Source organism: Anoxybacillus sp. EFIL (genome assembly GCF_013096955.1).
GTDB lineage: Bacteria > Bacillota > Bacilli > Bacillales > Anoxybacillaceae > Anoxybacillus > Anoxybacillus ayderensis.
The window spans coordinates 21445-47605 of record NZ_SDLH01000010.1 but is presented as its reverse complement, the minus strand read 5'-3'; the positions used below and the strand labels follow the sequence as shown (position 1 = coordinate 47605).

The window sequence follows — 26161 nt, the reverse complement described above, 5'->3', positions numbered from 1 at the left end:
TATGTTACAAATCGGTCCGTATACATTTCAATCTCGTTTACTGCTTGGGACAGGGAAATTTCCGAACATCGATATTCAAAAAGAAGCGGTTGAAGCGTCAGGGGCAGAAATTTTAACGTTTGCGGTGCGACGAATGAACATTTTTGCACCCGATCAACCGAATTTTTTAGAAAAAATAGATATAACGAAATATAAGTTGTTACCGAATACAGCTGGGGCAAAAACGGCGGAAGAAGCGGTGCGCATCGCCCGTTTAGCGAAAGCTTCTGGACTTTGTGATATGGTGAAAGTGGAAGTGATCGGGTGCGATCAAACGTTATTACCTGATCCGATCGAGACGTTGAAAGCAACAGAAATGTTATTAGAAGAAGGATTTATCGTTTTGCCGTACACGTCTGATGACGTCGTGCTAGCGAAACGACTACAACAGCTCGGTTGCCATGCGATTATGCCCGGCGCCTCACCGATCGGCTCAGGGCAAGGAATTATGAATCCGTTAAACATTCAATTCATTATTGAACAAGCAACTGTTCCTGTCATTATCGATGCAGGCATTGGCGGTCCAGCTGATGCAGCATTGGCGATGGAATTAGGTGCGGATGGCGTATTGTTAAATACAGCGGTTGCTTCAGCGAAAGATCCCGTAAAAATGGCAAAAGCGATGAAGCTTGCGATTGAGGCAGGAAGACTTGGATATGAAGCGGGACGCATCCCGAAAAAGAAATATGCAACAGCGAGTAGCCCAAGTGAAGGGATGAGCATCGTCTAATGGATCGCTATTCACGCCAACAATTGTTTGCGCCAATTGGAGAAAGAGGACAACAACATATTCGTGAAAAACATGTGCTCGTTATTGGTTCAGGAGCGCTTGGAGCGGCAAATGCAGAAACGCTTGTACGGGCAGGGATTGGGAAAATAACGATCATTGATCGCGATTATGTCGAATGGAGCAATTTACAACGCCAACAGCTATATACGGAAGAAGATGCAACAAACCGATTGCCGAAAGCCATTGCTGCTGCTATGCGTTTGCGAGCCATAAATGGCGATGTGGTCGTTGAACCGATTGTAGCTGATGCGGACGCTTGCTTGCTTGAACAAGTTGTTGCACGTGAGCGTCCGCACGTCATTATTGATAGTACGGATAATTTCGACGTGCGTATGATCATCAACGATGTGTCGCAAAAGTATGATGTGCCGTGGATTTATGGGGCGTGCGTAGGAAGTTACGGTTTAAGTTATGTCATCGTTCCGAATGAAACGCCATGTTTGCGTTGTTTACTTGAAGAAGTTCCGCTTGGCAACGCGACGTGCGATACCGTTGGGATCATTAGTCCGGTCGTCCATATGGTCGTTGCGCATCAAACGGCTGAAGCGTTAAAAATATGCGTGCACGCTCAAGTGAATCGAAAACTCGTTTCATTTGATATATGGCACGGACAATATCGCATGATCGATGTGCATAAGTTAAAAAAAGACGATTGTCCGTCGTGTAGTGAAAGACGAACGTATCCAGCCCTTCAATACGAAAATGAAACGAAATTTGCGGTGTTGTGTGGGCGTGAAACCGTACAAATTCGTCCTGCCCATCGAGGAGAGCGAGAGTGGACAACGCTTCTTTCATTTTTAACAAAACGTGGAATTCAAGTGGAACAAAACGACTATTTACTTTCGTTTACGGTCGATTCGCATCGCTTTGTTGTTTTTTCCGATGGGCGTGTATTGATTCATGGCACAAATGATGTTCAAGAAGCAAAGCGGCTATATTATCAATATTTGGGGTGAAAGCATGGTATATAAAGCGTTGACGATTGCTGGTTCAGATAGTGGCGGGGGAGCGGGTATTCAAGCGGATGTAAAAACGTTTCATCAATTACATGTGTTTGGCATGTCAGCAATTACTGCAGTTACTGCGCAAAACACGCTCGGTGTACAAGGGGTATACCCGCTTCCTGTTGAAGCGGTTGAAAAGCAAATTGATTCGATTGCTACCGATTTGCCGCCAGATGCTATAAAAACGGGAATGTTATTTAGCGAAGAAATCATCGAATGTGTTGCTTATAAAATGAAGCAACATCGGTGGACGCGAGTAGTCGTCGATCCGGTGATGATCGCGAAAGGTGGCTCGCCGCTATTGAAACAAGAGGCGGTCGAAGCGTTGCAACGGCATATGTTGCCGCTTGCTTATGTGTTAACACCGAACATTCCAGAAGCGGAAGTGTTAACAAATATGCAAATTGACACATTGGAACATCGAAAAGAAGCAGCGAAAAAACTTCATGACATGGGTGTGCGATATGTCGTCATGAAAGGTGGACACGGGGAAGGAAATGAACTTGTCGATCTTTTATACGATGGGGAACAATTTTACGAATGGAAAAGCAAACGCGTTCATACGAAACATACGCACGGGACAGGATGTACGTTTGCTGCCGCCATTACAGCACAACTTGCAAAAGGAAAAACGATATATGAAGCAGTAGATGTGGCGAAACGATTTATTCAAGCGGCGATTGAACAAACGCTACAAATTGGCGGTGGGCATGGACCGACAAACCATTGGGCATTTCATGAATAAAAAATGTTCACATCATTGACAAACACATTCGTTCTCACCATTGTTAAAATGAAAATGGGGAATATATTGATGGAGGGGACGAACGAGTGGAAGAACTTTCAATTACGCTCAATATTACGTACGTGTTGCTTTTAACGTTTTTTATCGGTACAACGCTAATCGAGTCATAAGAACGGCTGTGCATATGTACAGTCGTTTTCTTTTTCAGTTAAATTTGGTATCATTAACGTATATATTTATGATAACCAATACTTTTTATTAGGAGTGTGAATATTCATTGGGAGATTTGCCTCTGAGTTTAATTTTTTTACTCATTGCTTTAATTTTATTATCCGCCTTTTTTTCAGCTTCAGAAACAGCGTTTTCGAGCGTCAATAAAATTCGCTTGAAAAACTATGTGGACGAAAAGCGACGTGGCAGTAAAAAAGCACTATATATTGCAGAAAACTTCGACAAAGCCCTCTCTACCATCTTAGTCGGGAATAATATCGTGAACATTGCCGCAGCGTCCATCTCCGCCAAAGTGGCGACAGATTTGTTTGGCGGCAACACAGGTCTTGTTATTAGCACGGTCGGTATGACAATTTTAATTTTAATTTTTGGCGAAGTATTGCCGAAGTCATTGGCGAAAGAACATGCGGAGTCGTTTTCACTTCTTATTTCCGATGTGCTATATATGCTTATTCAACTATTTACTCCCGTTACAGCATTGCTTGTCATGTTGAAAAAACTTGTATCGAAATTCGTTGGCCATCAACCAGATACTCCTTCTGTCACAGAAGAAGAAATTAAAGTCATGGTCAATTTAAGTGAGGAAGAAGGGGTAATTGATAATAAAGAGAAAGAACTCGTCCATCGTTCGCTCGATTTTAACGATATTTTAGTTGGTGAAATTTTTACACCACGTATCGATATGGTCGCAGTGGAAGTGAACCAACCAGTTGAAGAAATTCGCGATATTTTTTTGCATGAACGATATTCACGCGTGCCGGTATATGAAGGAGATATTGATAACGTCATCGGCATTTTATCGGAAAGCGACTTTTTTAGTCAACTCGTACAAGGGAAAGAGGTCAACGTTCGCGCATTGTTGCGTACGCCACTATTTGTTGTTGAATCGATGCGCATCTCCACATTGTTGCCTGAATTGCAAAAAAGCAAAGTACATATGGCGATTGTCATCGATGAGTTTGGCGGCACATCGGGATTGATTACGTTAGAAGATATTTTAGAACAAATTGTCGGCGAAATATGGGATGAACATGACGAAGCGGTGAAAACGTTCCAGAAAATTAACGATTACGAATATGAATTTAATGCCGAATTACCGCTTGATGAGTTTTGTGACATTTTAGGAATTGATGAATTAGAAAGTTCTTCTCATACGCTCGGAGGGTGGGTGTTTGAAATGTTTGAACGCATCCCCACCGTTGGAGAATCGTTTGAATACGAATCATTAACCGTCACCGTTCGCCAAGTGGAAAACCGTCGTATTCGCAAAGTGCTCGTTCGCATTCGTGAACCAATTATGGAAAATGTGTAAAAAGGGAGCGATTCGCTCCTTTTTTGATGAAGGAATGGTCATCCGGAGAAAATTTTTACAAATCCAACACATGAACGAACGCAAAACCCCCAAGCGTTTGCTTGGGGGTTTTCAGCCATGTTATTTAGTTGTGTAAGATCCGCCTAATTGTTGTTGCGCCATTGCAACAAGACGTTTTGTAATTTCGCCACCAACTGAACCGTTTGCGCGTGAAGTTGCATCTGGTCCAAGGTTTACACCAAATTCTTGAGCGATTTCATATTTCATTTGGTCGATAGCTTGTTGTGCACCGTATACTAATAATTGATTTGTGTTTGCCATGTTCAATCATCTCCTCGTTACAAGTTTTTATGGTTGGGTTAGCTGGATTTGCACCAGCAACGCGTGATGATTTTCACGCTGCCAAGCTTGGCTTAACCCATCGAATGTTGTTTGCTTGTTTGTACTACTATTTTGGGGAAAAAACATTTTATTATTCTTTTTTTTGTGTGGTAATTTTTTGTGTAGTGGGAAAGATAATGGAAAATTACGAAGCGAGGGATGAATATGCACATTTGTCCGTTATGCAACGGTTTGCGAACAATCGTTTTTTATTGTGATCAATGTGGAGAAAAGTTAAAAGACGAAGGAAAATTAACGGATTATTTTGATGATTATAGTCCGTATATGGATGCAGATATGATGAAAATGGTTGATGGCTATGCACATACAAGAAAACAACACGTCTGCGTTCATTTGTTTCATTGTAATAATTGCGATGACGATGTTGTTCGTTTTATTCAAGAGTAAAAGCCCGCTCAAACGAACGGGCTCTGTTATTATTTCTCACTATTTGAACGAATACGTAATTCTGTGTTGACGTCGAAGAAATGTGCTTTATTCATATCTAACGCAAGATCGATCGTTTGACCTGCTTTGACGTCTGTGCGTGCATCGACACGTGCAACAAATTCTTGGCCGTTAATTTGAGAATATACCATAATTTCTGCGCCGAGCAATTCTGCCACTTCGACATGCGCGCGCACTTTTGTGTTTTGTGATGCTTCAAGAAATACTGGCTCGTCATGGAAGTCTTCTGGACGAATACCTAAGATGACTTCTTTACCGACGTAACCTTGGTCACGAAGCACTTTCATTTTTCCTTCTGGTACCGCGATTTTGACATCGCCGATGACAAATACACCGTCTTGAAGCACACCACGGAAGAAGTTCATCGCTGGTGAGCCGATAAATCCGCCGACGAAAATATTTTCCGGTTTTTCATATACTTCTTTCGGTGTACCAACTTGTTGGATGACGCCATCTTTCATAACGACAAGGCGCGTGGCCATCGTCATTGCTTCCGTTTGGTCGTGCGTGACGTAAATGGTCGTTGTTCCTAAACGTTGATGAAGTTTTGCGATTTCAGCACGCATTTGTACACGCAATTTAGCATCTAAGTTTGAAAGCGGCTCGTCCATTAAAAACACTTTCGCATCGCGCACGATTGCACGTCCTAACGCTACGCGCTGACGCTGACCGCCTGATAATGCTTTCGGTTTGCGATCTAAATATTGCTCAAGACCGAGAATGCGCGCAGCTTCCCGAACGCGACGGTCGATTTCCTCTTTTGGAAACTTACGCAATTTCAATCCGAATGCCATGTTATCATATACGCTCATATGTGGATAAAGGGCATAGTTTTGGAATACCATCGCGATATCACGATCTTTTGGCGCAACATCATTCATTCGTTTCCCATCAATGTAAAAATCACCTTTTGAAATTTCTTCAAGACCTGCGATCATGCGAAGCGTTGTTGATTTTCCGCAACCCGATGGGCCGACGAAAACGATAAATTCTTTATCTTGAATGTGTAAGTTGAAGTCTTTTACAGCTGTTACGTTGTTGTCATAAATTTTATACACGTGTTCTAAACGAAGCTCAGCCATGTGTATGCCTCCTCATGTAATCGATTTCATTTGATTTAAGCATATATAAAAACGAACGAACGGTAAATGGACATCGTGCACAAAAAAAGAAAACGTTTTCGGGCAATGTGCCTAGTGGCGTTCATAAAGTAAAATCGCTAAATAAACAGTCAGTGCCCCTTTAAACTGCTTTATATCAATGCCTGTTTTTTCGATGAGTTTATCAATGCGGTATTGTAAGCTGTTGCGGTGCATATGAAGCTTTTTTGCCGCAAGAGAGACGTTTAAATTGCATTCAAAAAACGTCTTCATTGTTTTCATCATATCATCATCTTGCTTGATCGCTTGTAAAAACGTCGTCGCATACGTGATGTCCTCATTGTTGATCAGCAAAAGAGGGAAGACGTCTTCGATGCAGTAGACGCGTTGCTCAGGCTTATGCTTTATGCCGATTTGAAAATACCGTTTTTCTGCAGCGAATATGTGCACAAGTTCAACAGCATGTGGGCACTTTTGTCCAATATATGCCCGCAATTGAATGTAAAAATCACTACATAACGTATCAATTAGTTCAGGCAAAGTAGAAGCGACGCTCTCTCCTTGTTGTTCAATGACGATAAAGTGCTGTTCTGTTTCTGAAATCATCGTCACGTCATAAGGGAAGAGCGATTGAATCGCTTCCATAAAATCATGTGCATCAACCGTTCCTTTTTGTATGTAAAAATAAATGAAACGTGTATGTGCCGAGCAAGGTAATTGTTCAAATGATTGTTTATCGTTTTGAATTAAAAAACGATGCCATGCTCGTTGTTGTTCGCTCATCCAAGCAGGCATAGGTTGATGAGATGTAAATAGGGTTGCTAAAAGTTCCCGTTCTTTCACGGTAAGCGCTTCTTTTTTTATGCCAAACAGCTCACCGTGGTCTGTGGCAAACCATTCATATTCCTCTTGCTTGCTCACATGCCCGTGTTCAATAAGCGCTTCTCGATAATATGCTCGTAATTTTTCTAACATGTATGCCCATTCCTTTCGTCTCCCATCACGATCATTATACAAAAAGCGGCGAGAAAATGCTCGCCGCTTTATTTCACTTCATGTGGCGGTTGTTCCGTTTGGACATCGCGCGCCTCTTCAATATTTGTTGCTTGATAGCACGAATATACGTATCCTCCTGCCATGCCTTCGTTAATCATTCGGTCAATATCCCATTCATAATTATCGCGTTCTTTCATGATCCATGCCCCCTTATTCGTTATTTTGTATAAATGAAACAAAAGTATGCATTGTTCATTGGTTGTCCACATATATTCATGACGAGAGGTGAAAAGGATGATTGTTCAGTTTTTACACGCATTAACGAATTACGATTTAGATAAAGAGGAAGAAGCACTCGTTCGTTATTTATATGTGTTGCATATGGGAAAAGAATGGGAGAGAAAACAGGAAGAAAAAAAAGATGGATGGTGCGAGCGGTTCGAGAAAATGAATATATATAAAGAAGCGTGGCTTTCGTCTGAACATGCGACAGAACGGGAACTGTTTCGCATCTTGTTATGTAAAAGTTTGAAACAGTTGCACAAACAATTATCACACGTTTGCACTCATAACGGACAAGCCCTATAATGAATGGTTAGAACAGCTTATGGACAGAAGGGAGATCATTATGGGGCTTTTTCTTTATTTATTGTTTATGATCGCGGTTGGCGCATTGATCGGAGGAATGACGAATTCACTTGCGATTAAAATGCTGTTTCGTCCGTATCGCCCAATGTATATCGCAGGAAGAAGAATCCCATTTACACCGGGATTAATTCCGAAGCGGAGAGAAGAATTAGCGGAACAACTTGGGCGCATGGTCGTTGAACATTTATTAACAGCGGACGGACTGCGTCGGAAGCTAAACGATGAAGCGTTTGTTCGGGATATGACAAACTATGTGCAAGAAGAAATCGAACGCTGGCTACAATCGGATCGGACGGTTGCCGATTGGCTTGAGCGATTCGGTGTTAAGCATCCTGAGCAAATCGCTGAAATGTGGATTGAAAAAAAATATAAAACGATGATGTCACAATATAGTGAACAACCGCTTTATCATATCATTCCAAGTGAGTTATTACAAAAAATTGATCATGCCATTCCTTCCATCGCCGATCGTTTATTGTTTCGTTTGCGCACGTATGTAGAGAGCGAGCAAGGAGAGCGGCAAATTGAACAGATGATAAATGAATTTTTACAAAGCCGCGGCATGTTTGGGAATATGATTCAAATGTTTCTTGGCAACGTCAGCTTAGCGGACAAAATTCGCCCGGAAATCGTGAAATTTTTACAAAGTGACGGGGCAAAACAATTACTCGTGCAACTATTTACAAACGAATGGGAAAAAGTGAAAGCGATACATGTGCAAGACGTGGAGCAAATGATCGGCCATGAAAGAATTGTGTTATGGATCAAGCGACTGACAGTAGCCGTTGTGCAAGAGCCGCTTCAGCAGCCGCTCGGTCCGCTTGTCGCTTCTCATGTGCGCGCTTCATTGCCGACATTCGTTCGTTTTCTTTTACAGTTCGCTTCTGAACGCATTGAACGATGGATGAAGCGACTTCATTTGCAAGACATCGTTCGAGAAGAAGTGGCATCGTTTTCTGTGGAACGGCTAGAGGAAATGATTTTAACGATTTCGCGCCGCGAGTTTAAAATGATTACGTATTTAGGGGCTTTGTTAGGTGGAGTCATCGGACTCATTCAAGGTTGCATTACGTTTTTCATTCAATTGTAGACATACAGCGACCGCTTCGCTCATATCGTAAAAAGAGAGGGAAAAAGGAGAGGAGCGTGTCGCATGGACGTCTTTCAAACTATTCACGAACTTTCGACAGCGATTCGTATGAGTGAACCGTTTGCCGAACTTCGTCGCGCTTATGAGCAAGTGCAACGCGACCCGACAGCACATCAATTATTTGCGAAATTTCGCACGTTGCAAAAACAGCTTCAACAAAAACAAATGAGCGGATTTCCGGTCAGCGATGCAGATGTCGAATTGTTGCAACAACATTTGCACGTCATTGAAATGAACGAAAATATCGCGCGGCTTATTCAGGCAGAGGAACGTTTAAACGAATTGTTTGCTCAAGCGATGGCCGCGATGATTCAACCAATTGAGCAGCTATATGACGGACACTCATGAAAATGGGTGTTCTTTTTTTTATACCCTTGTCATACGTATGAATGAAGCCATGACATCGAGGGGGGACGATCATGTATAAATTGCTTGCGCTCAACATTGACGGTACGTTATTAAAATCAAACGGAAAATTAGAGAAAAAAACGAAAGAAGCGATCGATTTTGTGAAGAAAAAAGACGTATATGTTACGTTGCTGACGTCAAGAAACTTTTTGTCAGCCAAAAAAGTGGCGAAAGCGTTGAAATTAGATTCGTATTTAGTGACATTTCAAGGCGCGCTCGTCGCGAAGTCGTTAGAAGAAAAGTTATATGAGTCGGTCATTCCGGCGCAAAAAACGTTTGATATTGTGCACGTGCTTGAACATTTTAACTGCAACGTTCGTTTACTTCATGAACGGTATTCGATCGGGAATCGAAAAAAAGTAAAAAACAATATGATTGCGAAAACGATTTTAGGGGATCCGTTTTTTTACCCAGCGCAATTTGTTGATTCATTAAGTGATGTGCTGCGCGATGATCCGATTGATGTCATGAAAATTGACGTCTTTTATTCAAACGAAGACGAATGTGATGACATCGTCGAAACGATGGAACGCGCGTTTCCAGAGATCTCCCTCACCATTAGTGACGGGAAAATCGAATTGTTGCCAAAAAACGTTTCAAAACTAAACGGGCTCATTCGTCTCGGAAACGAACTTGGTATTTCGTTAAAAGAAATGGTTGTGATCGGCGATCATATGGATGATATGCCAGCCATTGAAGCGGCTGGTCTTGGCGTTGCGATGGGGAATGCGCCAAATGAAGTAAAAGCGGTTGCTGATTGGGTGACGCGCTCAAACGAGCAACTAGGTGTGGCTTATATGATTAAAGAACATTTTCGAAAGCAACATCGCCCGCAATTTTTACGGCAAATTCGCACGACAGAGAAAAAATAATTTCCGTTTCTTGACGAGCTTTTCGCTTCTTCTGTACACTTAAATGAGTTTAATACTTTGAAGCGAAAGGTGATTTCATTGCGTATTGACATTTGCGGACTTGAGCCGGTTGATCGTTTTCAACGTTCTTTAGAGGTTATTACCGGTCTATTTTTTGAAGAGCAAACGCTCTCTTTCGCACGAACAGAAGAAGCGAATGTGCGTGTGACGATTCATGTGCAACAAGGAGAACAGCTCGTCGTTGTTGGTACGTTGCAAGATGAACATAGTCACACGTATGCGGCTCATTACGAACGGTTTTGGAAAACAGAAGAAGAAAAAGGACGCATGAAGCAAGTAAAACATGCCGTTTCGTATATATATTTATCACTATTACAGCAATATACAGGCGTTGTGCAACAGTGGGGGATTTTAACAGGAGTTCGTCCGGTAAAGTTACTTCATCAAAAATTACGTTCCGGTTTCACGAAAGAAGAAGCGCATCGCACATTGCGCGAAGATTATTTAGTGACGGACGAGAAAATTGAGCTTATGCAACACATTGTTGATCGTCAGTTGACGGTTGTGCCGGATTTATACGATTTATCGAAAGAAGTGAGCATTTATATCGGTATTCCGTTTTGTCCGACGAAATGTGCGTATTGTACGTTTCCAGCCTATGCGATTCAAGGAAAACAAGGGTCTGTCGATTCGTTTTTATTCGGATTGCATTATGAAATGGAGAAAATTGGACAGTTTCTGAAAGAGCGCAACATTCCAATTACGACAATTTATTACGGTGGAGGCACACCGACAAGCATTACAGCGGAGGAGATGGATGCGCTATATGCGCATATGTATCGCGTTTTTCCAAACGTCGAGCGCGTGCGTGAAATTACAGTTGAAGCAGGAAGACCAGATACAATTACATCGGAGAAGCTAGCGGTGCTGAAAAAATGGAACATCGACCGCATTAGCATTAATCCGCAATCATACATTCAAGAAACGTTGCGGGCGATCGGTCGTCATCATACGGTTGAGGAGACGATTGAGAAGTTTCATCTTGCTCGCGAAGCAGGCATGAACAATATTAATATGGATTTAATTATCGGTTTGCCAGGGGAAGGTGTTGAGCAATTTCATTATACGCTCGAACAAACAGAAAAATTGATGCCGGAATCGTTGACGGTGCATACGCTGTCGTTTAAGCGCGCTTCGGAAATGACGAAAAATAAAGAAAAGTATAAAGTCGCGGATCGTGATGAAATTAGTGAAATGATGAAGCGCGCGGAACGATGGACGAAGGAAAAAGGATATGTACCGTATTATCTATATCGTCAAAAAAATATTCTCGGCAATTTAGAAAACGTCGGTTATGCTTTGCCTGGTCAAGAAAGTATTTATAACATTATGATTATGGAAGAACAACAGTCGATTATCGGATTAGGATGTGGGGCATCGAGCAAATTCGTGCACCCAGAAACAAAAGCGATTACGCATTTTGCGAATCCGAAAGAACCGAAAGTGTATAACGAACATTATGAACATTACACGAACGAAAAATTAAAAATGATGGAACAATTATTTTAGCCCCGAGATGATCGGGGCTTTATCGATGAAATAAAATAAGTTTACCGCTTGATGTTGTGCAACGATGCGTTTTATGTTCTAACTGTTTTTCTTTTAATTTTTGTTCGCCAATTCGTTTTGCTTCGTCATCGTTGGCGGCAGTAAATGTTTCATCAAGCAGTTTTTCTCCTGTCTTTTCAAAAACGGTTAACGTATATGTTTTCAATTTCTCCACCCCTTTCCTTTGCATGTATTCGCTCCTTCGTAATCATTTCCTTCTTTTATACGTCTATTTTTCCGATTGTTCGCATATGTGTAAAGTAAGACAAGCTTAAAGGGGGATATGTATGCTTATTACATTGCTTCTTGCTGGGATTATAATTAGCGGATATATGGCCATTCGCACGGCGAGAGAAGAGCGAAAAATAGATGAAAAGTTGCTAGAGAAAGAAGGAGAAGTGTACATGGAGCGTATTCGTCAAGCGCGTCAGCAACGACAAAAGGCCTTGGAATAACAAGGTCTTTTTTCTTTTTTAAAAATTCACAAAAATTTTTCTTCATTTTTTTGCGTTTCGTGTTAGGATATATATTATTACATGACATGAGGGGGAGAAAAGTGTGAAGCGAGCGTACAATTTTAATGCAGGACCGTCTGCTTTGCCGCTAGCCGTGTTAGAGCGAGCACAAAAAGAATTGCTCAACTTTCAACAAACAGGCATGTCAGTCATGGAACTGAGCCATCGAAGCAAAGAATATGATGCGGTGCATGAGCGCGCAGAAATGTTGTTGCGTAAGTTGATGAACATTCCTGATACGCATGATGTGCTTTTTTTACAAGGGGGAGCAAGTTTACAATTTTCTATGGTGCCGATGAATTTGTTGAAGGAAGGGGAAGTCGGCAACTATGTGTTGACGGACTCATGGTCGGATAAAGCGATGAAAGAGGCAAAAAAAGTAGGGGCGACGCACGTAGCAGCTTCGTCGAAGGAGGAACAATATACATACATTCCGACGAATATCGAGCTGTCCGAGCGTCCTGCGTATTTGCACATTACGTCAAACAATACGATTGTAGGAACGCAATGGCGTGAATTTCCGAACGTGTCCGTTGATTTAATTGCCGATATGTCAAGCGATATTTTAAGCCGTGATATTGATGTGAGCCGTTTTGCGCTCATTTATGCAGGAGCGCAAAAAAATTTAGGACCTTCAGGCGTGACGGTCGTCATTATTCGGAAAGATTTGTTGGCGAAAGGGGACGACCGTTTGCCGACGATGTTAAACTATCGGACTTATAGCGAAAGCCGTTCGTTATATAACACGCCACCGACGTTTGCGATTTATATGTTATCGCTCGTGCTCGAATGGGTAGAGGAACAAGGTGGCGTGCAAGCGATCGAAAAGAAAAATGCGGAAAAAGCCGCGATATTATACCGTTGTATTGATGAAAGTGAAGGATTTTACAAAGGGCATGCAAAAAAAGAAAGCCGTTCGCATATGAATGTAACGTTTACGTTGCCGAATGAGGAGCTCACAAAGAAGTTTTTAGCGGAAGCAAAAGAAAAAGGGTTCATTGGATTAGCAGGTCATCGCTCTGTCGGTGGATGTCGCGCATCTATTTATAATGCGGTTGACATCGAAGCATGTGAAGCGTTAGTGCAATTTATGGAAACGTTCCGAAAAAATATTTTTTGAAAATTTTTATTTTACGTCGACACTTTAAAGTGCTATAATATTGTTAAACTTGTTTACAAGCTGAGAAGAGAAAAGAATGAGATGAGGAGAGATGAGAAATGAATACGAGAACGTTAGTATTATTATCGCTTTTTGTTGGGATCGGTGCGGTGTTGCACGCAGTCATTCCGGGATTTTTCTTTGGGATGAAGCCAGATATGATGTTGACGATGATGTTTTTAGGCATGATGCTCTTCCCGAACAAAACAGCCGTTAGTTTATTAGCGATTGCAACAGGGATCATTTCTGGGGTGACGACAAGCTTCCCTGGGGGATTTATCCCGAACGTCGTTGATAAAATTGTGACGGCTACACTCTGTTTTGGATTGTTAATGCTGTTTAAGACGAAAGTGACGCCAGTAAAAGCGGCATTGCTTACTGCGATTGGCACGTTTATTTCTGGTGCGACGTTCTTGGCCGTTGCTTTAGCGGTTGTCGGTTTGCCAGGAGGAGCAACGTTTGGCGGATTGTTCGTTGCTGTCGTCATTCCAACAGCGTTTGTCAATACGATTGCGATGGTCGTCATTTATCCGATCGTACAATCGCTGATGAGACGAACATATACCGTTCCGCAACAATAATAAAAAGAACCCGATCGTTTATGGTCGGGTTTTCCTTATATCGTTGTTACTGCTGCATGCGTAAAAGTAAAAAGGTAATGGCGATAAAAAAGAGAGCAAGGCTTCCAAATACACTCATGCGTTGCTTTAATACTTTTTTCGGGGGATACATGCGCGCTTTATTCAACATAGAAAACGTGGCAATCGTCAAATACAAAAAGATGAACCCAAGCGTCGCCGTCGCGATGACCATGTTTGTTCCTCCTAGTTCGAAAATTCTATATTTCAATTTATTAAAAAATTCTAATATTTAATACTTTATTATTTATTGTTTTACTGGCATAATAAAAGATAAAAAGAAAGAAATACGAAAAAGTGGGTGGAGAGATGAAAAGCACGGAACGACATTATTCTGTTAAAGAGGCGATGTTATTTAGTCAAAGGGTGGCCCAATTAAGTAAAGCGTTGTGGAAATCAATCGAAAAAGATTGGCAACAATGGATTAAACCATTTGACTTAAACATTAACGAGCATCATATTTTATGGATTGCATACCATTTAAAAGGAGCATCGATTTCTGAAATCGCAAAGTTTGGTGTCATGCACGTATCGACGGCATTTAACTTTTCGAAAAAATTAGAGGAGCGCGGGCTATTGTCGTTTTCGAAAAAAGAAGACGATAAGCGAAATACGTACATTGAGTTGACGGACAAAGGGGAAGAGATTTTATTAAAATTAATGGAGTCGTATGATCCGAAACGGACGTCTGTTCTTCAAGGGATTCAGCCGCTGTACGAATTGTATGGTAAATTTCCAGAAATGTTAGAAATGATGTGTATGATTCGAAATGTGTACGGCGACGATTTTATGGAAATTTTTGAACGTTCCTTTCAAAACATCGACCAAGAGTTTGTTGAAGAAAATGGAAAGTTAAAAAAGAAAGATGAGCAAAAAGAAGAAGTAGCTTCATTCGTTGAGCGTATGTAATAAACGTTGAAACTCTGTCATAAGTGGAACGAATAATTGTTGTTTTTTTAACGCGTCGATCGTCTCAGCAAGTGGAAGGTTCGGATGAAGCGCACCCGCAAATTCATGAAAAAGCGAGGTGAAAATGACGAATCCTTCCTCTTTTTGTTGTTTATATTGTTCACTTAATTGTTCGCAAAGGCGCAACGTATGTTCAACTTCTTCTTTTGTTAAGCCATACCGAATGACGAGCGCATAAAACGGCCTCGTTTCTGGTGCGATCATGTCCAACATGAGCGAACAATAATATTCGAGTTTTTCCATGCGTTGTTCGATGCTCATCTTTCGAAACTCCTTTTGTGTGCTTGTGTGTATTATTTTACAGGAATTGTTGCATAAATGAAATGTCCATTATTGATTTCTCGAAAAAATCGTTGTAAAGTAGGGGAGTAAATACATAAAACTAGGAGGGGAATGTTTTGGCGCTTTATTTTATACCCCTTGCGACAATTGTGCTTTTCATGATTAATCAGCTCACGAATTCACTTTGTATTCAAAAAGAAATTCCAGAAGAAAAACAACCGAAAGTGTTTCGCACAATTAACGTCCTTATTACGATCTTACTTATTTCTTCCTACATCGAAGTATTATTTGCGTAAAAAAGCTGACAGTGTCCCTGTCAGCTTTCATTCGTTTAGTATAACCAAGCTGCACCAACGATAATTAATAAAATAAACAACACAACGATTAACGCAAATCCGTTTGCATATCCTACTCCTGCACCCATAGACGACACCTCCTTTCGTATATGAAGGCGTTGCGACGCTTTGACAATGTATTGTATGTCAAAAGAAGCAAAAAGGTATGGGCGCATACGTGCTTTATTTTAGCTTTCGGAAAAAATATGGTATAGTATGTTTTGTGTATATTTATAGATAGGAGTTGTGAGGAAATGAAAAAATGGACAGTTGCAATGTCGGCAGCGGCCATGCTTGCACTTTCGGCTTGTAATAACGGATCAGACGTTGTCGTCGAAACGAAGGCAGGTAACATTACAAAAGACGAGCTATATAACGAAATGAAAGAGCGTTTCGGGAAAGATGTGTTGCGCGACCTTGTGCATGAGAAAGTGTTAAGCAAAAAATTTAAAGTAACGGATAAAGAAATCGATAAGGAAATCGAAAATTTAAAAGAGATGTATGGCGTTCAATATGATTTAGCGGTGCAACAAAATGGAGAAGAAGCGATTCGCAACATGGTAAAACTTGATTTGTTGCGACAAAAAGCGGCGATGGAAGATATAAAAGTGTCAGATGAAGAATTGAAAAAATATTACAATGAATATAAGCCGAAAGTGAAAGCGAGCCACATTTTAGTAGATGATGAAAAAACAGCAAAAGAAATGAAAGCGAAATTAGAAAAAGGCGAAGACTTTGCAAAATTAGCAAAAGAATATTCGAAAGATACAGGTTCTGCTCAAAACGGTGGCGATTTAGGTTGGTTTGGGCCTGGAAAAATGGTTGAAGAATTTGAAAAAGCAGCGTATGCGTTAAAAGTCGGTGAAGTAAGCGACCCAGTGAAAACGCAATTTGGCTACCATATCATTAAAGTGACAGATAAAGAAGAGAAAAAGTCGTTTGATGAAATGAAAGAAGAAATGGAATATGAAGTGAAAAAGAGCAAACTCGATGCATCGAAAGTGCAATCGAAACTCGATAAGCTTATGAAAGAAGCGAATGTCGACATTAAAGACAAATCGTTAAAAGACGCATTAAAAAGCGAATAAAACGTTTATAAGAAAAGCGCAAAGCGCCCGCCTATCGGCGAAGAGCGCACAAGCCCCACCGAGGAGGCTGTTGCCGCCGCAGTGTGGGGCGAAGCGACTCGAGCCGATGGCGCTTGGAGCTAGACATCAACTCCAAATTTTATACTTTCTTATCTTCGAACGGAAGAAGGTGCCCACGAGGACACCTTCTTTTTTATAGAGCTTGTTTAATTTGCGCAGCGATGTGTTGTAATTCATCAAACGTGTAGTCGCTCTGATGTGATTTCCACACAGCCCCAAATCCATCCCCTTTACCGTATCGCGGAATGATGTGCATATGATAATGGAAAACGGTTTGTCCCGCAATTTCTCCGTTGTTGCTTAAAATGTTGATGCCTTCTGGGGAAAATTGTTCACGAATCGCATTGGCGATTGTCGGAACGACCTCAAAGACACGTTGGGCGATGTCTGAAGTTAATTCATAAATATTTTCTTTATGTACTTTCGGTACGACGAGCGTATGTCCTTTCGTCACTTGACTAATGTCTAAAAAGGCGATGACATGCTCATTTTCAAATACTTTTGCAGCAGGAATGTCTCCGTTTATAATTTTACAAAAAATACAGTCGCTCATCATCACGCCACCTTTCTTTCCATTTTGTCTTTATTTTACCACAAGATTGTCGTTTCGAAAACGGAAAGAGCAGGATGCGCATCGCATCCTGCCCATTGAAGAGGGAGCTTCATGATTACGTGTCTTTTGGGAACACCTCATTTACGAGTAGAGTCCGTTACGCGTTTGTGAGTACGACGTTGTTCAAGATGACCATCCCCTTTTTAAGGGAGTGCTTTCGTTGTTACAGGCTAGCTTAATGTGCGGCCCGTAGACACCTCATTTCATCGTGTTCTTGAACTTGCTTTGTTGCTCACTGCGACTTGCTACTTGTTTGTCCCTCTTCGCTACTTATCATAACCCGTTTTTCTTTTCGTTATTCATTTGTTAAAATAAAAAATAATGATATGAAGAAAGGAAAGCGACGATGGTGCTATTACAAGTTCAACACATATTCGGGGGCTATACGAAACAAAACATTTTAGATGACGTATCGTTTACTGTACAAAAAGGAGAAGTCGTTGCGTTAATCGGGTTAAATGGGGCAGGAAAAAGCACGACGATTAAACATATCATCGGATTGATGCAACCGCGTAAAGGAACGATTACGATCAACGACATGACGTTTCAAGACGACCCGGAACGATATCGGGCACAATTTACATACATTCCCGAAATGCCTGCTTTATACGAAGAATTAACGTTAGAAGAACATTTACGTCTCACTGCTATGGCTTATGGTGTATCGGATCAAGCGTATAAACAGCGCGTGCCAAAATTGCTGAAGGCGTTTCGGCTTGAAAAAAAATTAAGTGCGTTCCCTGCGTTTTTTTCAAAAGGGATGAAGCAAAAAGTGATGATTATGTGCGCTTTTTTAGTGGACGTGCCGCTTTATATCATTGATGAACCGTTTGTTGGGTTAGATCCGCTCGCCATTCAAGCGTTGCTTCAGCTTATTGAGGAAAGAAAACAAGAAGGAGCGGGGATTCTTATGTCGACGCACATTTTAGCGACGGCAGAGCGATATTGTGATTCATTCGTCATTTTGCATAACGGACAAGTAAAAGCAACAGGATCATTGCCAACGCTTCAAGAACAGCTACATATGCCTCATGCGACGTTAGATGATATATATATCGAATTAACGAAGGAAGAGACGAACGATGATTGATGGAAAACAGTTATGGAAACAGCGAATGATCGCTCATATGGCGGAAGTGAGACGATACGGTCGATATATGTTTAACGACCATTTATTGCTCGTCTTATTTATTAGTATCGGGGTGGGCGCTGTATTTTATAAGCGAGCAGTCGATGAACTGACGTTGTTTCCTTACGCGATCGTTGCCTCGCTTCTGATCGCTTTTGCGGTGACGCAAGGCGGGGTGCGGACGCTTGTCAAAGAAGCGGATGCGGTGTTTCTTCTTCCGGTGGAAAGACGGCTTCGTCCTTATTTTTGGCGCGCGGCAGGATATAGTTTTTTTCTTCATTTGTATGTTTCGCTCATCGTCTTCGTCGTTCTTTTGCCCCTTCACGTGAAGTTTTCAACGCAGCCACTTTCAGTTGTCGTGATGGCAATTGTATTATTAACAGGGTGGAATACGTTCGTTCAATGGCAAGAGGAGTCGCGAATCGGGCGAGATCGTTTTCACACATTCGTTCGCTTTTTAGTAAATGTGACGTTGTTTTATTTTTTATTATTGAAACAATATGTATGGATGCTTGTCCCTTTATTGTTTATGGTTATCATTTCGCTTTATGTGGAGCGAAAAGGAAAAGAAAACGCAATCCAATGGGAGCAGTTGCTTGCGGATGAACGAAAGCGAATGCAAGCATTTTATCGGCTCGCACATGCGTTTGTCGATGTTCCATACATCAAACATACAGTCAAAAAACGAACGTGGCTTCGGTTCTTTTTCCGTTTACTTGATCGTTTCCATATGCGACCGTATACGTATTTGTATGCACGCACCTTTTTCCGTGCAGGCGACTATTTCGGCTTGTTCGTTCGCCTAACAGCGATCGGTAGCGTCTTTATTTTTACGTTGCCTCGCGGTGTGGAGTGGTTCGCTCTTTTGTGTGCTTATGCCACAGCGCTTCAACTGCTTTCGATCCGTTCGTATCACCGAGGCCATCCGATTTTGTTTCTTTATCCGTTGTCGCCTGCTGAGGCGCATCGGTCGTTCATGCGCGTGTTACTTTCTATTGGGATGAGCCAAGCGCTTATTTTTGCGATGGTTGCATATATCGCTCACGGCGTTTTTGTTATGTTATGGACGTTTTTTATTGTTTTCGTCTGTTATGTCGCGGTGATGTTTTATGTGGGAAAAAAACGAGAAGCGGATTAAAACTGCTTCTCGTCTTTTTTCATATAACTGATCGCTGTAAGACCAAGCGTTTTTGCTGCAATAAGCATGGCGCGTTCATCGAAATCAAATTTCGGATGATGGTGCGGATAGGCGATCGTTGTTGTTTCGGCTTTTGCGCCTGTAAAGAAAAACGTTCCTTTTACATGTTGTAAATAATAAGCGAAGTCTTCCCCGCCCATATGTGGCTGAATTTCAACGACATCGGTCACATCTTCTATTTCACGAGCGGTAGCGATGAGAAATTTCGTTTCTTCTTCATGGTTTACAACGGGCGGATAGCCGCGCATATACGTGTATTCGTACGTACAACCGTTGGCGATGCAAGTTCCTTTGACAATTTGTTCAATTTCTCTTTCAATGTCATTGCGCACTTGTTCAGAAAATGTGCGCACCGTCCCGACTAATGTCGCGCGATCAGCGATCACGTTAAATGCGTTGTCGGAAACGAAAGAGCCGATCGAAACAACAGCAGGTTCAAGTGGATCGACGCGTCGGCTGACGATTTGCTGTAAATGTAGGACAAGCTGTGATGCGGTAACGATCGCATCTTTCGTTTTGTGAGGTTCCGCGCCGTGACCGCCAGAACCTTGAATAACGATTTGAAAACGGTCGGCAGCTGCCATGATCGGTCCTGTACGATATTGAATGACTCCTGTTGGCTCTGTTGCCCATAAATGTGTGCCAAAAATGGCGTCTACTCCTTCTAAACAACCGTCTTCAATCATCGCTTTTGCCCCGCCTGGTGCGTATTCTTCTGCATGTTGATGAATGCACACGATCGTGCCGCTCCAATGCTCGCGCAATTCATAAAGCGCCTTAGCAAGAACAAGTAACGTCGCCGTATGCCCATCATGTCCACATGCGTGCATGACACCCGGAACGGTCGATTTGTAAGGGACATCTTTTTCATCTTGAATAGGGAGAGCATCGAAGTCCGCTCGAAGTGCCACCGTTTTTCCGCCTTGTTGGCCATGAATGGTGGCGACTACTCCATTTCCTCCGACGTTTGTTCGAACAGGAATGCCGAGTTGTTTATAGTAATTCGCAATATACGCGGCTGTTTTATACTCTTGAAACGATAGCTCAGGATGTTGATGGAAATGGCGACGAATCGCTACCATGTCGTCGTAATATTCGTGAAGTTTAGTAAATAACAACGTTTTCATATGCACCGTCCTTTCTGTTTTTTCCATTATACCATCGTTGACAAACGTCCGAAAACAATGTAATATACCCATATACGTATTTAGGAGGAGAACATATGGGCACATGGATCAATGCTGTTTTCATTATTTTACTCATTTACTTTGTTGCGACGAAAATGTTGCCGACAAAAGGTGTCGAACATATCACGCCCGATGAGTTAAAAAGCAAACTAAAAGAAACGAAAAATCGTCAATTCATCGATGTGCGCACACCAGCAGAATATCGAGCGCGCAACATTCGTCAGTTTAAAAACATTCCCCTTCATGAGCTATCTGCCAAATTGAACGAACTTGATCGGGAAAAAGAAACGATTGTTATTTGCCAAAGCGGCATGCGCAGCAATCAAGCGGCAAAAATATTAGTGAAAAATGGTTTTAAGCGCGTTTTCAATGTGCGCGGCGGCATGAACGCTTGGAACGACTAAAGGCTGACGACATGTCAGCCTTCTTTTACAACCGTATATGTTGTCACATAGGATGGACGCGGGAAAATGGATCGTTGTTGATCTATTCCTTCTTCTGTGCTGCGTTTTTGATGCGCTTTTTCATACGCTTTTGATTGTTGCCAACGGCGAAAGGCACTTTCGTTTTCCCACATCGTCATAATGACGTACGTATCGCTTTTTAACGGACGTAAGACACGAATGGCGACAAATCCTGGTTCTTGTTCAATTAAGCGCGCCCGCTGTTGAAACCGATGTTCAAATAGCGGTCTTCCTTCGTCAGTGACCGGAATGTTATTACACACGACAAACGTCCCTCCGAATGATCCAACAGCATCAAGCACTTCATACGGACGCGGCTCATGAAAGACGCTTTTTCCTTCCGTCTCATGAATGAGCATTCCGTTTTCCTCATCGCATACGAGCAACATTTGTTCACTCGGATATTGACTGCGCAATCGTTGTAAATAGTCGATCGTACCATTTGTCATAAATACGTACACGAACATCCTCTCCTTTCATTCGTTGCTCATATTTTACCACTTTCTTTTCTTCTTGGCGATTTCATGAACGTTGCGTATTATTACTACCCAGACGGTGAAAAAATCGGTATAGTTGTGTTAGTGGAAACAAATGAGTTATTTCGCTACACTATAATATAAGCGATTACATAATGTGAAAGGATGGACATGATGATTAAAAACGATACATTTTTACGCGCTTGTCGCGGAGAAGCGACAGAATACGTTCCAGTTTGGTATATGAGACAAGCAGGACGTTCACAACCAGAATATCGGGCTTTAAAAGAGAAGTACTCCCTTTTTGAAATTACTCATCGACCAGAGCTATGTGCGTACGTGACACGTTTGCCTGTCGAACAATATAACGTCGATGCGGCGATTCTTTACAAAGATATTATGTCACCGCTTCCAGCCATCGGGGTTGACGTCGATATTAAAGCGGGAATTGGTCCGGTCATTGCGAATCCGATTCGCTCTCTTGCCGATGTCGAACGTCTCGGTGAAATCGACCCAGAACATGATGTACCGTACGTCCTTGAAACGATTCGAATATTAACGAAAGAGCAACTGACTGTGCCGCTGATCGGTTTTGCCGGTGCGCCGTTTACATTAGCGAGCTACATGATTGAAGGTGGTCCTTCGAAAAACTATAATAAGACGAAAGCGTTTATGTACGCAGAACCGAAAGCATGGTTTGCGCTTATGGATAAACTAGCGGATATGACGATTCGTTACGTCAAAGCACAAATTCGCGCTGGGGCAAGTGCGATTCAAATTTTCGATTCATGGGTTGGAGCGGTAAACGTTGCCGATTATCGACAATTTATTAAGCCGACGATGGAGCGCATTTTTACAGCGCTTCGCGATGAAAACGTGCCGCTCATTATGTTCGGTGTCGGTGCAAGCCATTTAGCGAAAGAATGGCATGACTTGCCGCTTGACGTCGTCGGTTTAGATTGGCGTTTGCCAATTCGTGAAGCGAAAGAGATGGGACTAACGAAAGCGCTACAAGGCAACTTAGATCCAGCCGTATTGCTTGCGCCATGGGAAGTCATTGAAGCGCGCGTGAAACAAATTTTAGATGAAGGAATGGCGCATGAAGGTGGGTACGTATTTAATTTAGGGCATGGCATTTTCCCGCAAATTCAGCCAGAGACGTTAAAACGGCTCACAGCGTTTATCCATGAATATTCAGCAAAAAGAAAAGGATGAATGAACGATGTCAAAAAAAGTCATGGGACTACTTGTCATGGCGTACGGTACGCCATACAAAGAGGAAGATTTAGAGCGATATTATACGCATATTCGACACGGTCGTAAACCGTCGGAAGAAATGTTGGCCGATCTTCGCGAACGCTATGAAGCGATCGGGGGGATTTCTCCGCTTGCGGCCATTACGAAACAACAGGCGGAAAAGCTTGCTGAACGGCTGAATGAAGTGCAAGATGACGTTAAATTTCGCGTATACTTAGGGTTGAAGCATATTGAACCGTTCGTTGAAGATGCTGTTCGGCAAATGCATGAAGACGGCATTGAAGAAGCGGTTTCGATCGTATTAGCCCCACATTTTTCGACGTTTAGCATCAAATCGTACAACGGACGAGCGAAAGAAGAAGCGGCGCGTTTAGGTGGACCGACATTGACGTGTGTGGAAAGTTGGTATACTGAGCCAAAATTTATTCAATATTGGGCCGACCGAGTGAAAGAAACGTATGCGGCGATGTCTGAACGAGAGCGCAACAAAGCGATGTTAATCGTGTCAGCGCATAGCTTGCCTGAAAAAATTATTGCTATGGGCGATCCGTATCCGCAACAGCTACAAGAAACGGCGGACTTGATTGCGAGAGAAGCAGGCGTTTCTGACTATGTGATCGGATGGCAAAGTGCAGGGAATACGCCAGAGCCGTGGCTAGGCCCTGATGTGCAAGATTTAACACGGCAATTATACGAAGAAAAGAAATACGAGGCGTTTGTATATGTTCCAGCGGGATTTGTCGCAGATCATTTAGAAGTGTTATACGATAACGACATTGAATGCAAGCAAGTAACGGACGAATTAGGGGTAAGTTACTATCGTCCACCGATGCCGAATGCGCATCCACAGTTTATTGACGCCCTTGCAACCGTTGTTTTAAACCATTTACGTAAAGAAGGCTGGTCGTTATGAAAAAGAAAGTCGTCATTATTGGCGGTGGAATAACGGGATTAACGGCTGCGTATTACTTGCAAAAAGAAGCGCGAGAAAATAATATACCGATTTCGTGTGAATTAATTGAAGCGAGCCATCGACTTGGCGGAAAAGTGCAAACGGTGTATCGCGACGGGTTTGTTATTGAACGCGGTCCAGACTCTTTTTTAGCACGAAAAATGAGCGCTTCTCGTCTCATTCATGAAGTCGGGCTTGAAAAAGAGCTTGTGCATAACACGGCCGGGCAATCGTACATTTTAGTGAATCGAACGCTACATCCGATTCCGGGCGGAGCGGTGATGGGGATCCCGACAAAGCTTGCCCCGTTTGTCGTGACGCGTCTTTTTTCTCCGGTTGGCAAGCTTCGTGCCGCTGCTGACTTTGTGTTGCCACCGTTAAAAGCGGAAGGAGACGTGTCGCTCGGTCAGTTTTTCCGTCGGCGTCTCGGCAATGAAGTTGTCGATCGATTAATTGAGCCTTTATTATCGGGTATTTATGCTGGGGATATCGATCAGTTAAGCTTAATGGCGACATTTCCTCAATATTTCCATTTAGAACAAAAGCACGGAAGCCTCGTGCTAGGTATGAAACGATCAATGCCAAAGCAAAAAACGAAGCAAAAGAGCGAAAAAGGCATTTTCCAAACGTTAAAAACAGGGTTGTCATCGCTCGTTGATGCCATAGAGCAAAAGCTCGAAAAAGGAACCGTGCATAAAGGGATACGTGTCGAGCGGATTGAAAAGGTAGATGACCGATACGTGTTAACGTTAAGCAATGGGGAGAAAAAAGAAGCGGATAGCGTCATCGTTGCGGTTCCGCATCAATCGTTGTCATCGCTTTTTCCAAATGAAACGATGTTTTCTTCTTTTGAAACGATGCCATCTACATCTGTGGCCACGGTCGCATTAGCCTTTCCGAAAGAGGCGGTAGCAAAAGATATGAACGGAACGGGATTTGTCGTCTCGCGGGATAGCGACTATACGATTACTGCATGTACGTGGACGCATAAAAAATGGCCGCATACGACACCGGAAGGCTACGTGTTGTTGCGCTGTTATGTCGGGCGCCCTGGAGATGAAGCGATTGTCGACCAAACAGACGATGATATTGTTCAAGTGGTGATGGACGATTTAAATAAAGTAATGAACATAACGACGAAACCGATGTTTTCGATCGTGACGCGTTGGAAACAATCGATGCCGCAATATATTGTCGGCCATCGCGAACGAATCGAGCGCGTCAAACAAAATATGCAACAACAGCTTCCTGGCATCTTTTTAGCAGGAAGTTCGTATGAAGGTCTCGGTCTTCCAGATTGTATCGATCAAGGGGAAGAAGCGGTAAAAAAAGTGTTGCACTATTTATGTTACGCGAAGGAAAAGGTGTCTTCTTAAATAAGGCACCTTTTCTATTGCAAGTGCATGTGATGTATGTTATGATTTAAAACGAAATGACCAAAATGTTCATTTAGTCAAAATAAAGGATGAACGCCTATGTCAGAAAAAAGAAAACAAATTATTGAAGCGGCAGCGAAGTCGTTTTCGCTGTTCGGTTATAAGGCGACAACGATGGATCAAGTAGCGAAAATGGCGAACGTTGGGAAAGGAACGATTTATACGTTTTTCAAAAGTAAAGAAGAGCTACTTGAAGAAATCGTCTCTTCCATCATTTCTGAAATTAAGCGTGAAGCAGATGTAGCGATTGATCAGCGCTTATCGTTTAACGAAAACGTACAACGCGCTTTGCAACGTATTTTTACGTTTCGCAAAGAGCATGAGCTGACGATAAAACTTTTACAAGAAGTTCGTGATATTGGCACGCCAGCTGTACGAGACGTCATGAAGCGGCTTGATCGTGAAATGATCGCTTACGTTCGTGAAAAGATTGAAGAGGCGATGACAAAAGGGGAAATTCGTTCGTGCGATGCGGAGTTAACGGCGTTTTTAATGTTTAAAATGTATATCGCTTTAAACGTTGATTGGGAGAAGGAGCACGAGCCGTTATCACAACAAAAAATTGCCGAACTGTTTCATTTGTATTTGTTAAAAGGATTATCTCGGTGATGATCCTTCTCTTTTTTGTAAGAAATGACTAAATGAACAAAT

At 42.2% G+C, this 26161-nt stretch carries 34 protein-coding genes; 23 read left to right on the top strand and 11 right to left on the bottom strand.

The window, feature by feature from the left end; genetic code table 11:
* Position 1 precedes the first annotated feature (1 nt).
* The 4 genes from ES017_RS13220 (at position 2) to ES017_RS13205 (ending at position 4121) form a co-directional block, all read left to right on the top strand.
* Positions 2-769 carry a thiazole synthase gene (locus tag ES017_RS13220; RefSeq protein WP_021095500.1) on the top strand — a complete coding sequence of 256 codons (768 nt, stop codon included), beginning with the start codon at positions 2-4 and terminating at the stop codon, positions 767-769.
* Positions 769-1785 (top strand): thiazole biosynthesis adenylyltransferase ThiF, encoded by a 1017-nt coding sequence (locus tag ES017_RS13215; protein ID WP_171335204.1) that lies wholly within the window; start codon positions 769-771, stop codon positions 1783-1785. Before ES017_RS13220 ends, ES017_RS13215 begins: the two co-directional genes overlap by 1 nt.
* 4 nt (positions 1786-1789) lie before the next feature.
* Positions 1790-2578, top strand: coding sequence for a bifunctional hydroxymethylpyrimidine kinase/phosphomethylpyrimidine kinase (thiD, locus tag ES017_RS13210; RefSeq protein WP_042534589.1), 789 nt, complete (start codon positions 1790-1792; stop codon positions 2576-2578).
* Between the two features lie 277 nt (positions 2579-2855).
* Positions 2856-4121: a hemolysin family protein gene (locus tag ES017_RS13205; RefSeq protein ID WP_042534587.1), complete on the top strand. Its 1266-nt coding sequence runs from the start codon at positions 2856-2858 to the stop codon at positions 4119-4121.
* Positions 4122-4241: 120 nt separating this feature from the next.
* Here the strand turns inward: ES017_RS13205 and ES017_RS13200 are convergent, their stop codons facing one another.
* Positions 4242-4442, bottom strand: coding sequence for an alpha/beta-type small acid-soluble spore protein (locus ES017_RS13200; RefSeq protein WP_003395655.1), 201 nt, complete (start codon positions 4440-4442; stop codon positions 4242-4244).
* A 225-nt stretch (positions 4443-4667) separates the two neighbouring features.
* On the opposite strand from ES017_RS13200, the gene ES017_RS13195 reads away from it, so the two are divergent.
* Positions 4668-4910, top strand: coding sequence for a hypothetical protein (locus ES017_RS13195; RefSeq protein ID WP_042534585.1), 243 nt, complete (start codon positions 4668-4670; stop codon positions 4908-4910).
* Positions 4911-4939: 29 nt separating this feature from the next.
* Here the strand turns inward: ES017_RS13195 and ES017_RS13190 are convergent, their stop codons facing one another.
* The 3 genes from ES017_RS13190 to ES017_RS13180 form a co-directional block, all read right to left on the bottom strand.
* Entirely contained in the window at positions 4940-6052 is a 1113-nt protein-coding gene (locus ES017_RS13190) for an ABC transporter ATP-binding protein (protein ID WP_021095505.1), read from the bottom strand.
* A gap of 111 nt (positions 6053-6163) precedes the next feature.
* Positions 6164-7045 carry a PucR family transcriptional regulator gene (locus ES017_RS13185; protein ID WP_021095506.1) on the bottom strand — a complete coding sequence of 294 codons (882 nt, stop codon included), beginning with the start codon at positions 7043-7045 and terminating at the stop codon, positions 6164-6166.
* A 68-nt stretch (positions 7046-7113) separates the two neighbouring features.
* A complete protein-coding gene (locus ES017_RS13180) occupies positions 7114-7263 on the bottom strand; it encodes a hypothetical protein (protein WP_009362015.1) in 150 nt (49 codons plus the stop codon).
* Between the two features lie 97 nt (positions 7264-7360).
* Here ES017_RS13180 and ES017_RS13175 point away from each other — a divergent pair, with 97 nt between their 5' ends.
* The 5 genes from ES017_RS13175 to ES017_RS13155 all read left to right on the top strand — a co-directional run bounded on the left by ES017_RS13175 (position 7361) and on the right by ES017_RS13155 (position 11713).
* Positions 7361-7654, top strand: a complete 294-nt coding sequence (locus tag ES017_RS13175) for a hypothetical protein (RefSeq protein ID WP_021095507.1) — start codon at positions 7361-7363, stop codon at positions 7652-7654.
* Between the two features lie 40 nt (positions 7655-7694).
* On the top strand, positions 7695-8804 hold the full coding sequence (locus ES017_RS13170) for a DUF445 domain-containing protein (protein ID WP_171335203.1): 1110 nt from the start codon (positions 7695-7697) through the stop codon (positions 8802-8804).
* Positions 8805-8867: 63 nt separating this feature from the next.
* On the top strand, positions 8868-9212 hold the full coding sequence (locus tag ES017_RS13165) for a YlbF/YmcA family competence regulator (RefSeq protein WP_021095509.1): 345 nt from the start codon (positions 8868-8870) through the stop codon (positions 9210-9212).
* Positions 9213-9283: 71 nt separating this feature from the next.
* On the top strand, positions 9284-10144 hold the full coding sequence (locus tag ES017_RS13160) for a Cof-type HAD-IIB family hydrolase (protein WP_021095510.1): 861 nt from the start codon (positions 9284-9286) through the stop codon (positions 10142-10144).
* 69 nt (positions 10145-10213) lie between these two features.
* Entirely contained in the window at positions 10214-11713 is a 1500-nt protein-coding gene (locus tag ES017_RS13155) for a coproporphyrinogen III oxidase (RefSeq protein WP_084220267.1), read from the top strand.
* Positions 11714-11732: 19 nt separating this feature from the next.
* Here the strand turns inward: ES017_RS13155 and ES017_RS13150 are convergent, their stop codons facing one another.
* Entirely contained in the window at positions 11733-11918 is a 186-nt protein-coding gene (locus tag ES017_RS13150; RefSeq protein ID WP_026011563.1) for a YhzD family protein, read from the bottom strand.
* A 121-nt stretch (positions 11919-12039) separates the two neighbouring features.
* Here ES017_RS13150 and ES017_RS13145 point away from each other — a divergent pair, with 121 nt between their 5' ends.
* The 3 genes from ES017_RS13145 to ES017_RS13135 all read left to right on the top strand — a co-directional run bounded on the left by ES017_RS13145 (position 12040) and on the right by ES017_RS13135 (position 14007).
* A complete protein-coding gene (locus ES017_RS13145) occupies positions 12040-12207 on the top strand; it encodes a sporulation YhaL family protein (protein ID WP_021095513.1) in 168 nt (55 codons plus the stop codon).
* 103 nt (positions 12208-12310) lie between these two features.
* The gene (gene serC / locus ES017_RS13140; RefSeq protein WP_171335202.1) at positions 12311-13387 is read left to right on the top strand and encodes a 3-phosphoserine/phosphohydroxythreonine transaminase; all 1077 of its coding nucleotides are present in this window, start codon (positions 12311-12313) and stop codon (positions 13385-13387) included.
* A 98-nt stretch (positions 13388-13485) separates the two neighbouring features.
* Entirely contained in the window at positions 13486-14007 is a 522-nt protein-coding gene (locus ES017_RS13135; protein WP_009362006.1) for a tryptophan transporter, read from the top strand.
* A gap of 46 nt (positions 14008-14053) precedes the next feature.
* Here the strand turns inward: ES017_RS13135 and yhzF are convergent, their stop codons facing one another.
* Positions 14054-14239, bottom strand: coding sequence for a membrane protein YhzF (gene yhzF, locus ES017_RS13130; protein ID WP_009362005.1), 186 nt, complete (start codon positions 14237-14239; stop codon positions 14054-14056).
* Between the two features lie 134 nt (positions 14240-14373).
* Between yhzF and ES017_RS13125 the strand changes: the two genes are divergently transcribed.
* On the top strand, positions 14374-14973 hold the full coding sequence (locus tag ES017_RS13125; protein WP_009362004.1) for an HTH-type transcriptional regulator Hpr: 600 nt from the start codon (positions 14374-14376) through the stop codon (positions 14971-14973).
* Here ES017_RS13125 and ES017_RS13120 read toward each other — a convergent pair.
* Positions 14953-15294: a YhaI family protein gene (locus ES017_RS13120; protein WP_171335201.1), complete on the bottom strand. Its 342-nt coding sequence runs from the start codon at positions 15292-15294 to the stop codon at positions 14953-14955. The two genes, ES017_RS13125 and ES017_RS13120, sit on opposite strands and share 21 nt — an antisense overlap.
* A gap of 137 nt (positions 15295-15431) precedes the next feature.
* Between ES017_RS13120 and ES017_RS13115 the strand changes: the two genes are divergently transcribed.
* Positions 15432-15611 carry a hypothetical protein gene (locus tag ES017_RS13115; protein ID WP_021095519.1) on the top strand — a complete coding sequence of 60 codons (180 nt, stop codon included), beginning with the start codon at positions 15432-15434 and terminating at the stop codon, positions 15609-15611.
* A 35-nt stretch (positions 15612-15646) separates the two neighbouring features.
* Here ES017_RS13115 and ES017_RS13110 read toward each other — a convergent pair whose 3' ends face one another.
* Positions 15647-15739, bottom strand: a complete 93-nt coding sequence (locus tag ES017_RS13110; protein WP_009362001.1) for a YjcZ family sporulation protein — start codon at positions 15737-15739, stop codon at positions 15647-15649.
* Positions 15740-15904: 165 nt separating this feature from the next.
* Here ES017_RS13110 and ES017_RS13105 point away from each other — a divergent pair, with 165 nt between their 5' ends.
* Positions 15905-16738, top strand: coding sequence for a peptidylprolyl isomerase (locus tag ES017_RS13105; protein WP_021095520.1), 834 nt, complete (start codon positions 15905-15907; stop codon positions 16736-16738).
* A 193-nt stretch (positions 16739-16931) separates the two neighbouring features.
* On the opposite strand, the gene ES017_RS13100 is transcribed toward ES017_RS13105, so the two are convergent.
* Positions 16932-17351 carry an HIT family protein gene (locus ES017_RS13100; RefSeq protein WP_021095313.1) on the bottom strand — a complete coding sequence of 140 codons (420 nt, stop codon included), beginning with the start codon at positions 17349-17351 and terminating at the stop codon, positions 16932-16934.
* A gap of 406 nt (positions 17352-17757) precedes the next feature.
* On the opposite strand from ES017_RS13100, the gene ES017_RS13095 reads away from it, so the two are divergent.
* Positions 17758-18501, top strand: coding sequence for an ABC transporter ATP-binding protein (locus ES017_RS13095; protein ID WP_021095312.1), 744 nt, complete (start codon positions 17758-17760; stop codon positions 18499-18501).
* Entirely contained in the window at positions 18494-19678 is a 1185-nt protein-coding gene (locus ES017_RS13090) for an ABC transporter permease (protein WP_021095311.1), read from the top strand. The genes ES017_RS13095 and ES017_RS13090 overlap by 8 nt, the downstream gene beginning before the upstream one ends.
* Here ES017_RS13090 and ES017_RS13085 read toward each other — a convergent pair.
* A complete protein-coding gene (locus tag ES017_RS13085) occupies positions 19675-20865 on the bottom strand; it encodes a M20 family metallopeptidase (protein WP_021095310.1) in 1191 nt (396 codons plus the stop codon). The genes ES017_RS13090 and ES017_RS13085 overlap by 4 nt on opposite strands.
* 95 nt (positions 20866-20960) lie before the next feature.
* On the opposite strand from ES017_RS13085, the gene ES017_RS13080 reads away from it, so the two are divergent.
* Positions 20961-21329, top strand: coding sequence for a rhodanese-like domain-containing protein (locus ES017_RS13080; protein ID WP_021095309.1), 369 nt, complete (start codon positions 20961-20963; stop codon positions 21327-21329).
* Between the two features lie 14 nt (positions 21330-21343).
* Here ES017_RS13080 and ES017_RS13075 read toward each other — a convergent pair whose 3' ends face one another.
* The gene (locus tag ES017_RS13075) at positions 21344-21850 is read right to left on the bottom strand and encodes an antibiotic biosynthesis monooxygenase family protein (protein WP_021095308.1); all 507 of its coding nucleotides are present in this window, start codon (positions 21848-21850) and stop codon (positions 21344-21346) included.
* A gap of 180 nt (positions 21851-22030) precedes the next feature.
* Between ES017_RS13075 and hemE the strand changes: the two genes are divergently transcribed.
* The 4 genes from hemE to ES017_RS13055 all read left to right on the top strand — a co-directional run bounded on the left by hemE (position 22031) and on the right by ES017_RS13055 (position 26119).
* Positions 22031-23080 (top strand): uroporphyrinogen decarboxylase, encoded by a 1050-nt coding sequence (gene hemE, locus ES017_RS13070; RefSeq protein WP_108912088.1) that lies wholly within the window; start codon positions 22031-22033, stop codon positions 23078-23080.
* Positions 23081-23087: 7 nt separating this feature from the next.
* The gene (gene hemH / locus ES017_RS13065) at positions 23088-24035 is read left to right on the top strand and encodes a ferrochelatase (RefSeq protein WP_021095306.1); all 948 of its coding nucleotides are present in this window, start codon (positions 23088-23090) and stop codon (positions 24033-24035) included.
* Positions 24032-25450, top strand: coding sequence for a protoporphyrinogen oxidase (hemY, locus tag ES017_RS13060; protein ID WP_021095305.1), 1419 nt, complete (start codon positions 24032-24034; stop codon positions 25448-25450). The genes hemH and hemY overlap by 4 nt, the downstream gene beginning before the upstream one ends.
* 99 nt (positions 25451-25549) lie before the next feature.
* Positions 25550-26119, top strand: a complete 570-nt coding sequence (locus ES017_RS13055; protein WP_021095304.1) for a TetR/AcrR family transcriptional regulator — start codon at positions 25550-25552, stop codon at positions 26117-26119.
* The last annotated feature ends 42 nt before the right edge of the window (positions 26120-26161 follow it).

What these genes read in the sequence shown, in the direction of transcription:
- ES017_RS13100 (WP_021095313.1), bottom strand. Translation starts at nt 17,351, where the DNA reads ATGAGCGACTGTATTTTTTGTAAAATTATAAACGGAGACATTCCTGCT.
- ES017_RS13190 (WP_021095505.1), bottom strand. Translation starts at nt 6,052, where the DNA reads ATGGCTGAGCTTCGTTTAGAACACGTGTATAAAATTTATGACAACAAC.
- ES017_RS13195 (WP_042534585.1), top strand. Translation starts at nt 4,668, where the DNA reads ATGCACATTTGTCCGTTATGCAACGGTTTGCGAACAATCGTTTTTTAT.
- ES017_RS13175 (WP_021095507.1), top strand. Translation starts at nt 7,361, where the DNA reads ATGATTGTTCAGTTTTTACACGCATTAACGAATTACGATTTAGATAAA.
- thiD (WP_042534589.1), top strand. Translation starts at nt 1,790, where the DNA reads ATGGTATATAAAGCGTTGACGATTGCTGGTTCAGATAGTGGCGGGGGA.
- ES017_RS13170 (WP_171335203.1), top strand. Translation starts at nt 7,695, where the DNA reads ATGGGGCTTTTTCTTTATTTATTGTTTATGATCGCGGTTGGCGCATTG.
- ES017_RS13220 (WP_021095500.1), top strand. Translation starts at nt 2, where the DNA reads ATGTTACAAATCGGTCCGTATACATTTCAATCTCGTTTACTGCTTGGG.
- ES017_RS13165 (WP_021095509.1), top strand. Translation starts at nt 8,868, where the DNA reads ATGGACGTCTTTCAAACTATTCACGAACTTTCGACAGCGATTCGTATG.
- hemH (WP_021095306.1), top strand. Translation starts at nt 23,088, where the DNA reads ATGTCAAAAAAAGTCATGGGACTACTTGTCATGGCGTACGGTACGCCA.
- ES017_RS13095 (WP_021095312.1), top strand. Translation starts at nt 17,758, where the DNA reads ATGGTGCTATTACAAGTTCAACACATATTCGGGGGCTATACGAAACAA.
- yhzF (WP_009362005.1), bottom strand. Translation starts at nt 14,239, where the DNA reads ATGGTCATCGCGACGGCGACGCTTGGGTTCATCTTTTTGTATTTGACG.
- ES017_RS13120 (WP_171335201.1), bottom strand. Translation starts at nt 15,294, where the DNA reads ATGAGCATCGAACAACGCATGGAAAAACTCGAATATTATTGTTCGCTC.
- ES017_RS13090 (WP_021095311.1), top strand. Translation starts at nt 18,494, where the DNA reads ATGATTGATGGAAAACAGTTATGGAAACAGCGAATGATCGCTCATATG.
- hemY (WP_021095305.1), top strand. Translation starts at nt 24,032, where the DNA reads ATGAAAAAGAAAGTCGTCATTATTGGCGGTGGAATAACGGGATTAACG.
- ES017_RS13200 (WP_003395655.1), bottom strand. Translation starts at nt 4,442, where the DNA reads ATGGCAAACACAAATCAATTATTAGTATACGGTGCACAACAAGCTATC.
- ES017_RS13110 (WP_009362001.1), bottom strand. Translation starts at nt 15,739, where the DNA reads ATGGGTGCAGGAGTAGGATATGCAAACGGATTTGCGTTAATCGTTGTG.
- ES017_RS13135 (WP_009362006.1), top strand. Translation starts at nt 13,486, where the DNA reads ATGAATACGAGAACGTTAGTATTATTATCGCTTTTTGTTGGGATCGGT.
- ES017_RS13180 (WP_009362015.1), bottom strand. Translation starts at nt 7,263, where the DNA reads ATGAAAGAACGCGATAATTATGAATGGGATATTGACCGAATGATTAAC.
- ES017_RS13085 (WP_021095310.1), bottom strand. Translation starts at nt 20,865, where the DNA reads ATGAAAACGTTGTTATTTACTAAACTTCACGAATATTACGACGACATG.
- ES017_RS13055 (WP_021095304.1), top strand. Translation starts at nt 25,550, where the DNA reads ATGTCAGAAAAAAGAAAACAAATTATTGAAGCGGCAGCGAAGTCGTTT.
- ES017_RS13145 (WP_021095513.1), top strand. Translation starts at nt 12,040, where the DNA reads ATGCTTATTACATTGCTTCTTGCTGGGATTATAATTAGCGGATATATG.
- ES017_RS13105 (WP_021095520.1), top strand. Translation starts at nt 15,905, where the DNA reads ATGAAAAAATGGACAGTTGCAATGTCGGCAGCGGCCATGCTTGCACTT.
- ES017_RS13125 (WP_009362004.1), top strand. Translation starts at nt 14,374, where the DNA reads ATGAAAAGCACGGAACGACATTATTCTGTTAAAGAGGCGATGTTATTT.
- ES017_RS13080 (WP_021095309.1), top strand. Translation starts at nt 20,961, where the DNA reads ATGGGCACATGGATCAATGCTGTTTTCATTATTTTACTCATTTACTTT.
- ES017_RS13185 (WP_021095506.1), bottom strand. Translation starts at nt 7,045, where the DNA reads ATGTTAGAAAAATTACGAGCATATTATCGAGAAGCGCTTATTGAACAC.
- hemE (WP_108912088.1), top strand. Translation starts at nt 22,031, where the DNA reads ATGGACATGATGATTAAAAACGATACATTTTTACGCGCTTGTCGCGGA.
- ES017_RS13215 (WP_171335204.1), top strand. Translation starts at nt 769, where the DNA reads ATGGATCGCTATTCACGCCAACAATTGTTTGCGCCAATTGGAGAAAGA.
- ES017_RS13160 (WP_021095510.1), top strand. Translation starts at nt 9,284, where the DNA reads ATGTATAAATTGCTTGCGCTCAACATTGACGGTACGTTATTAAAATCA.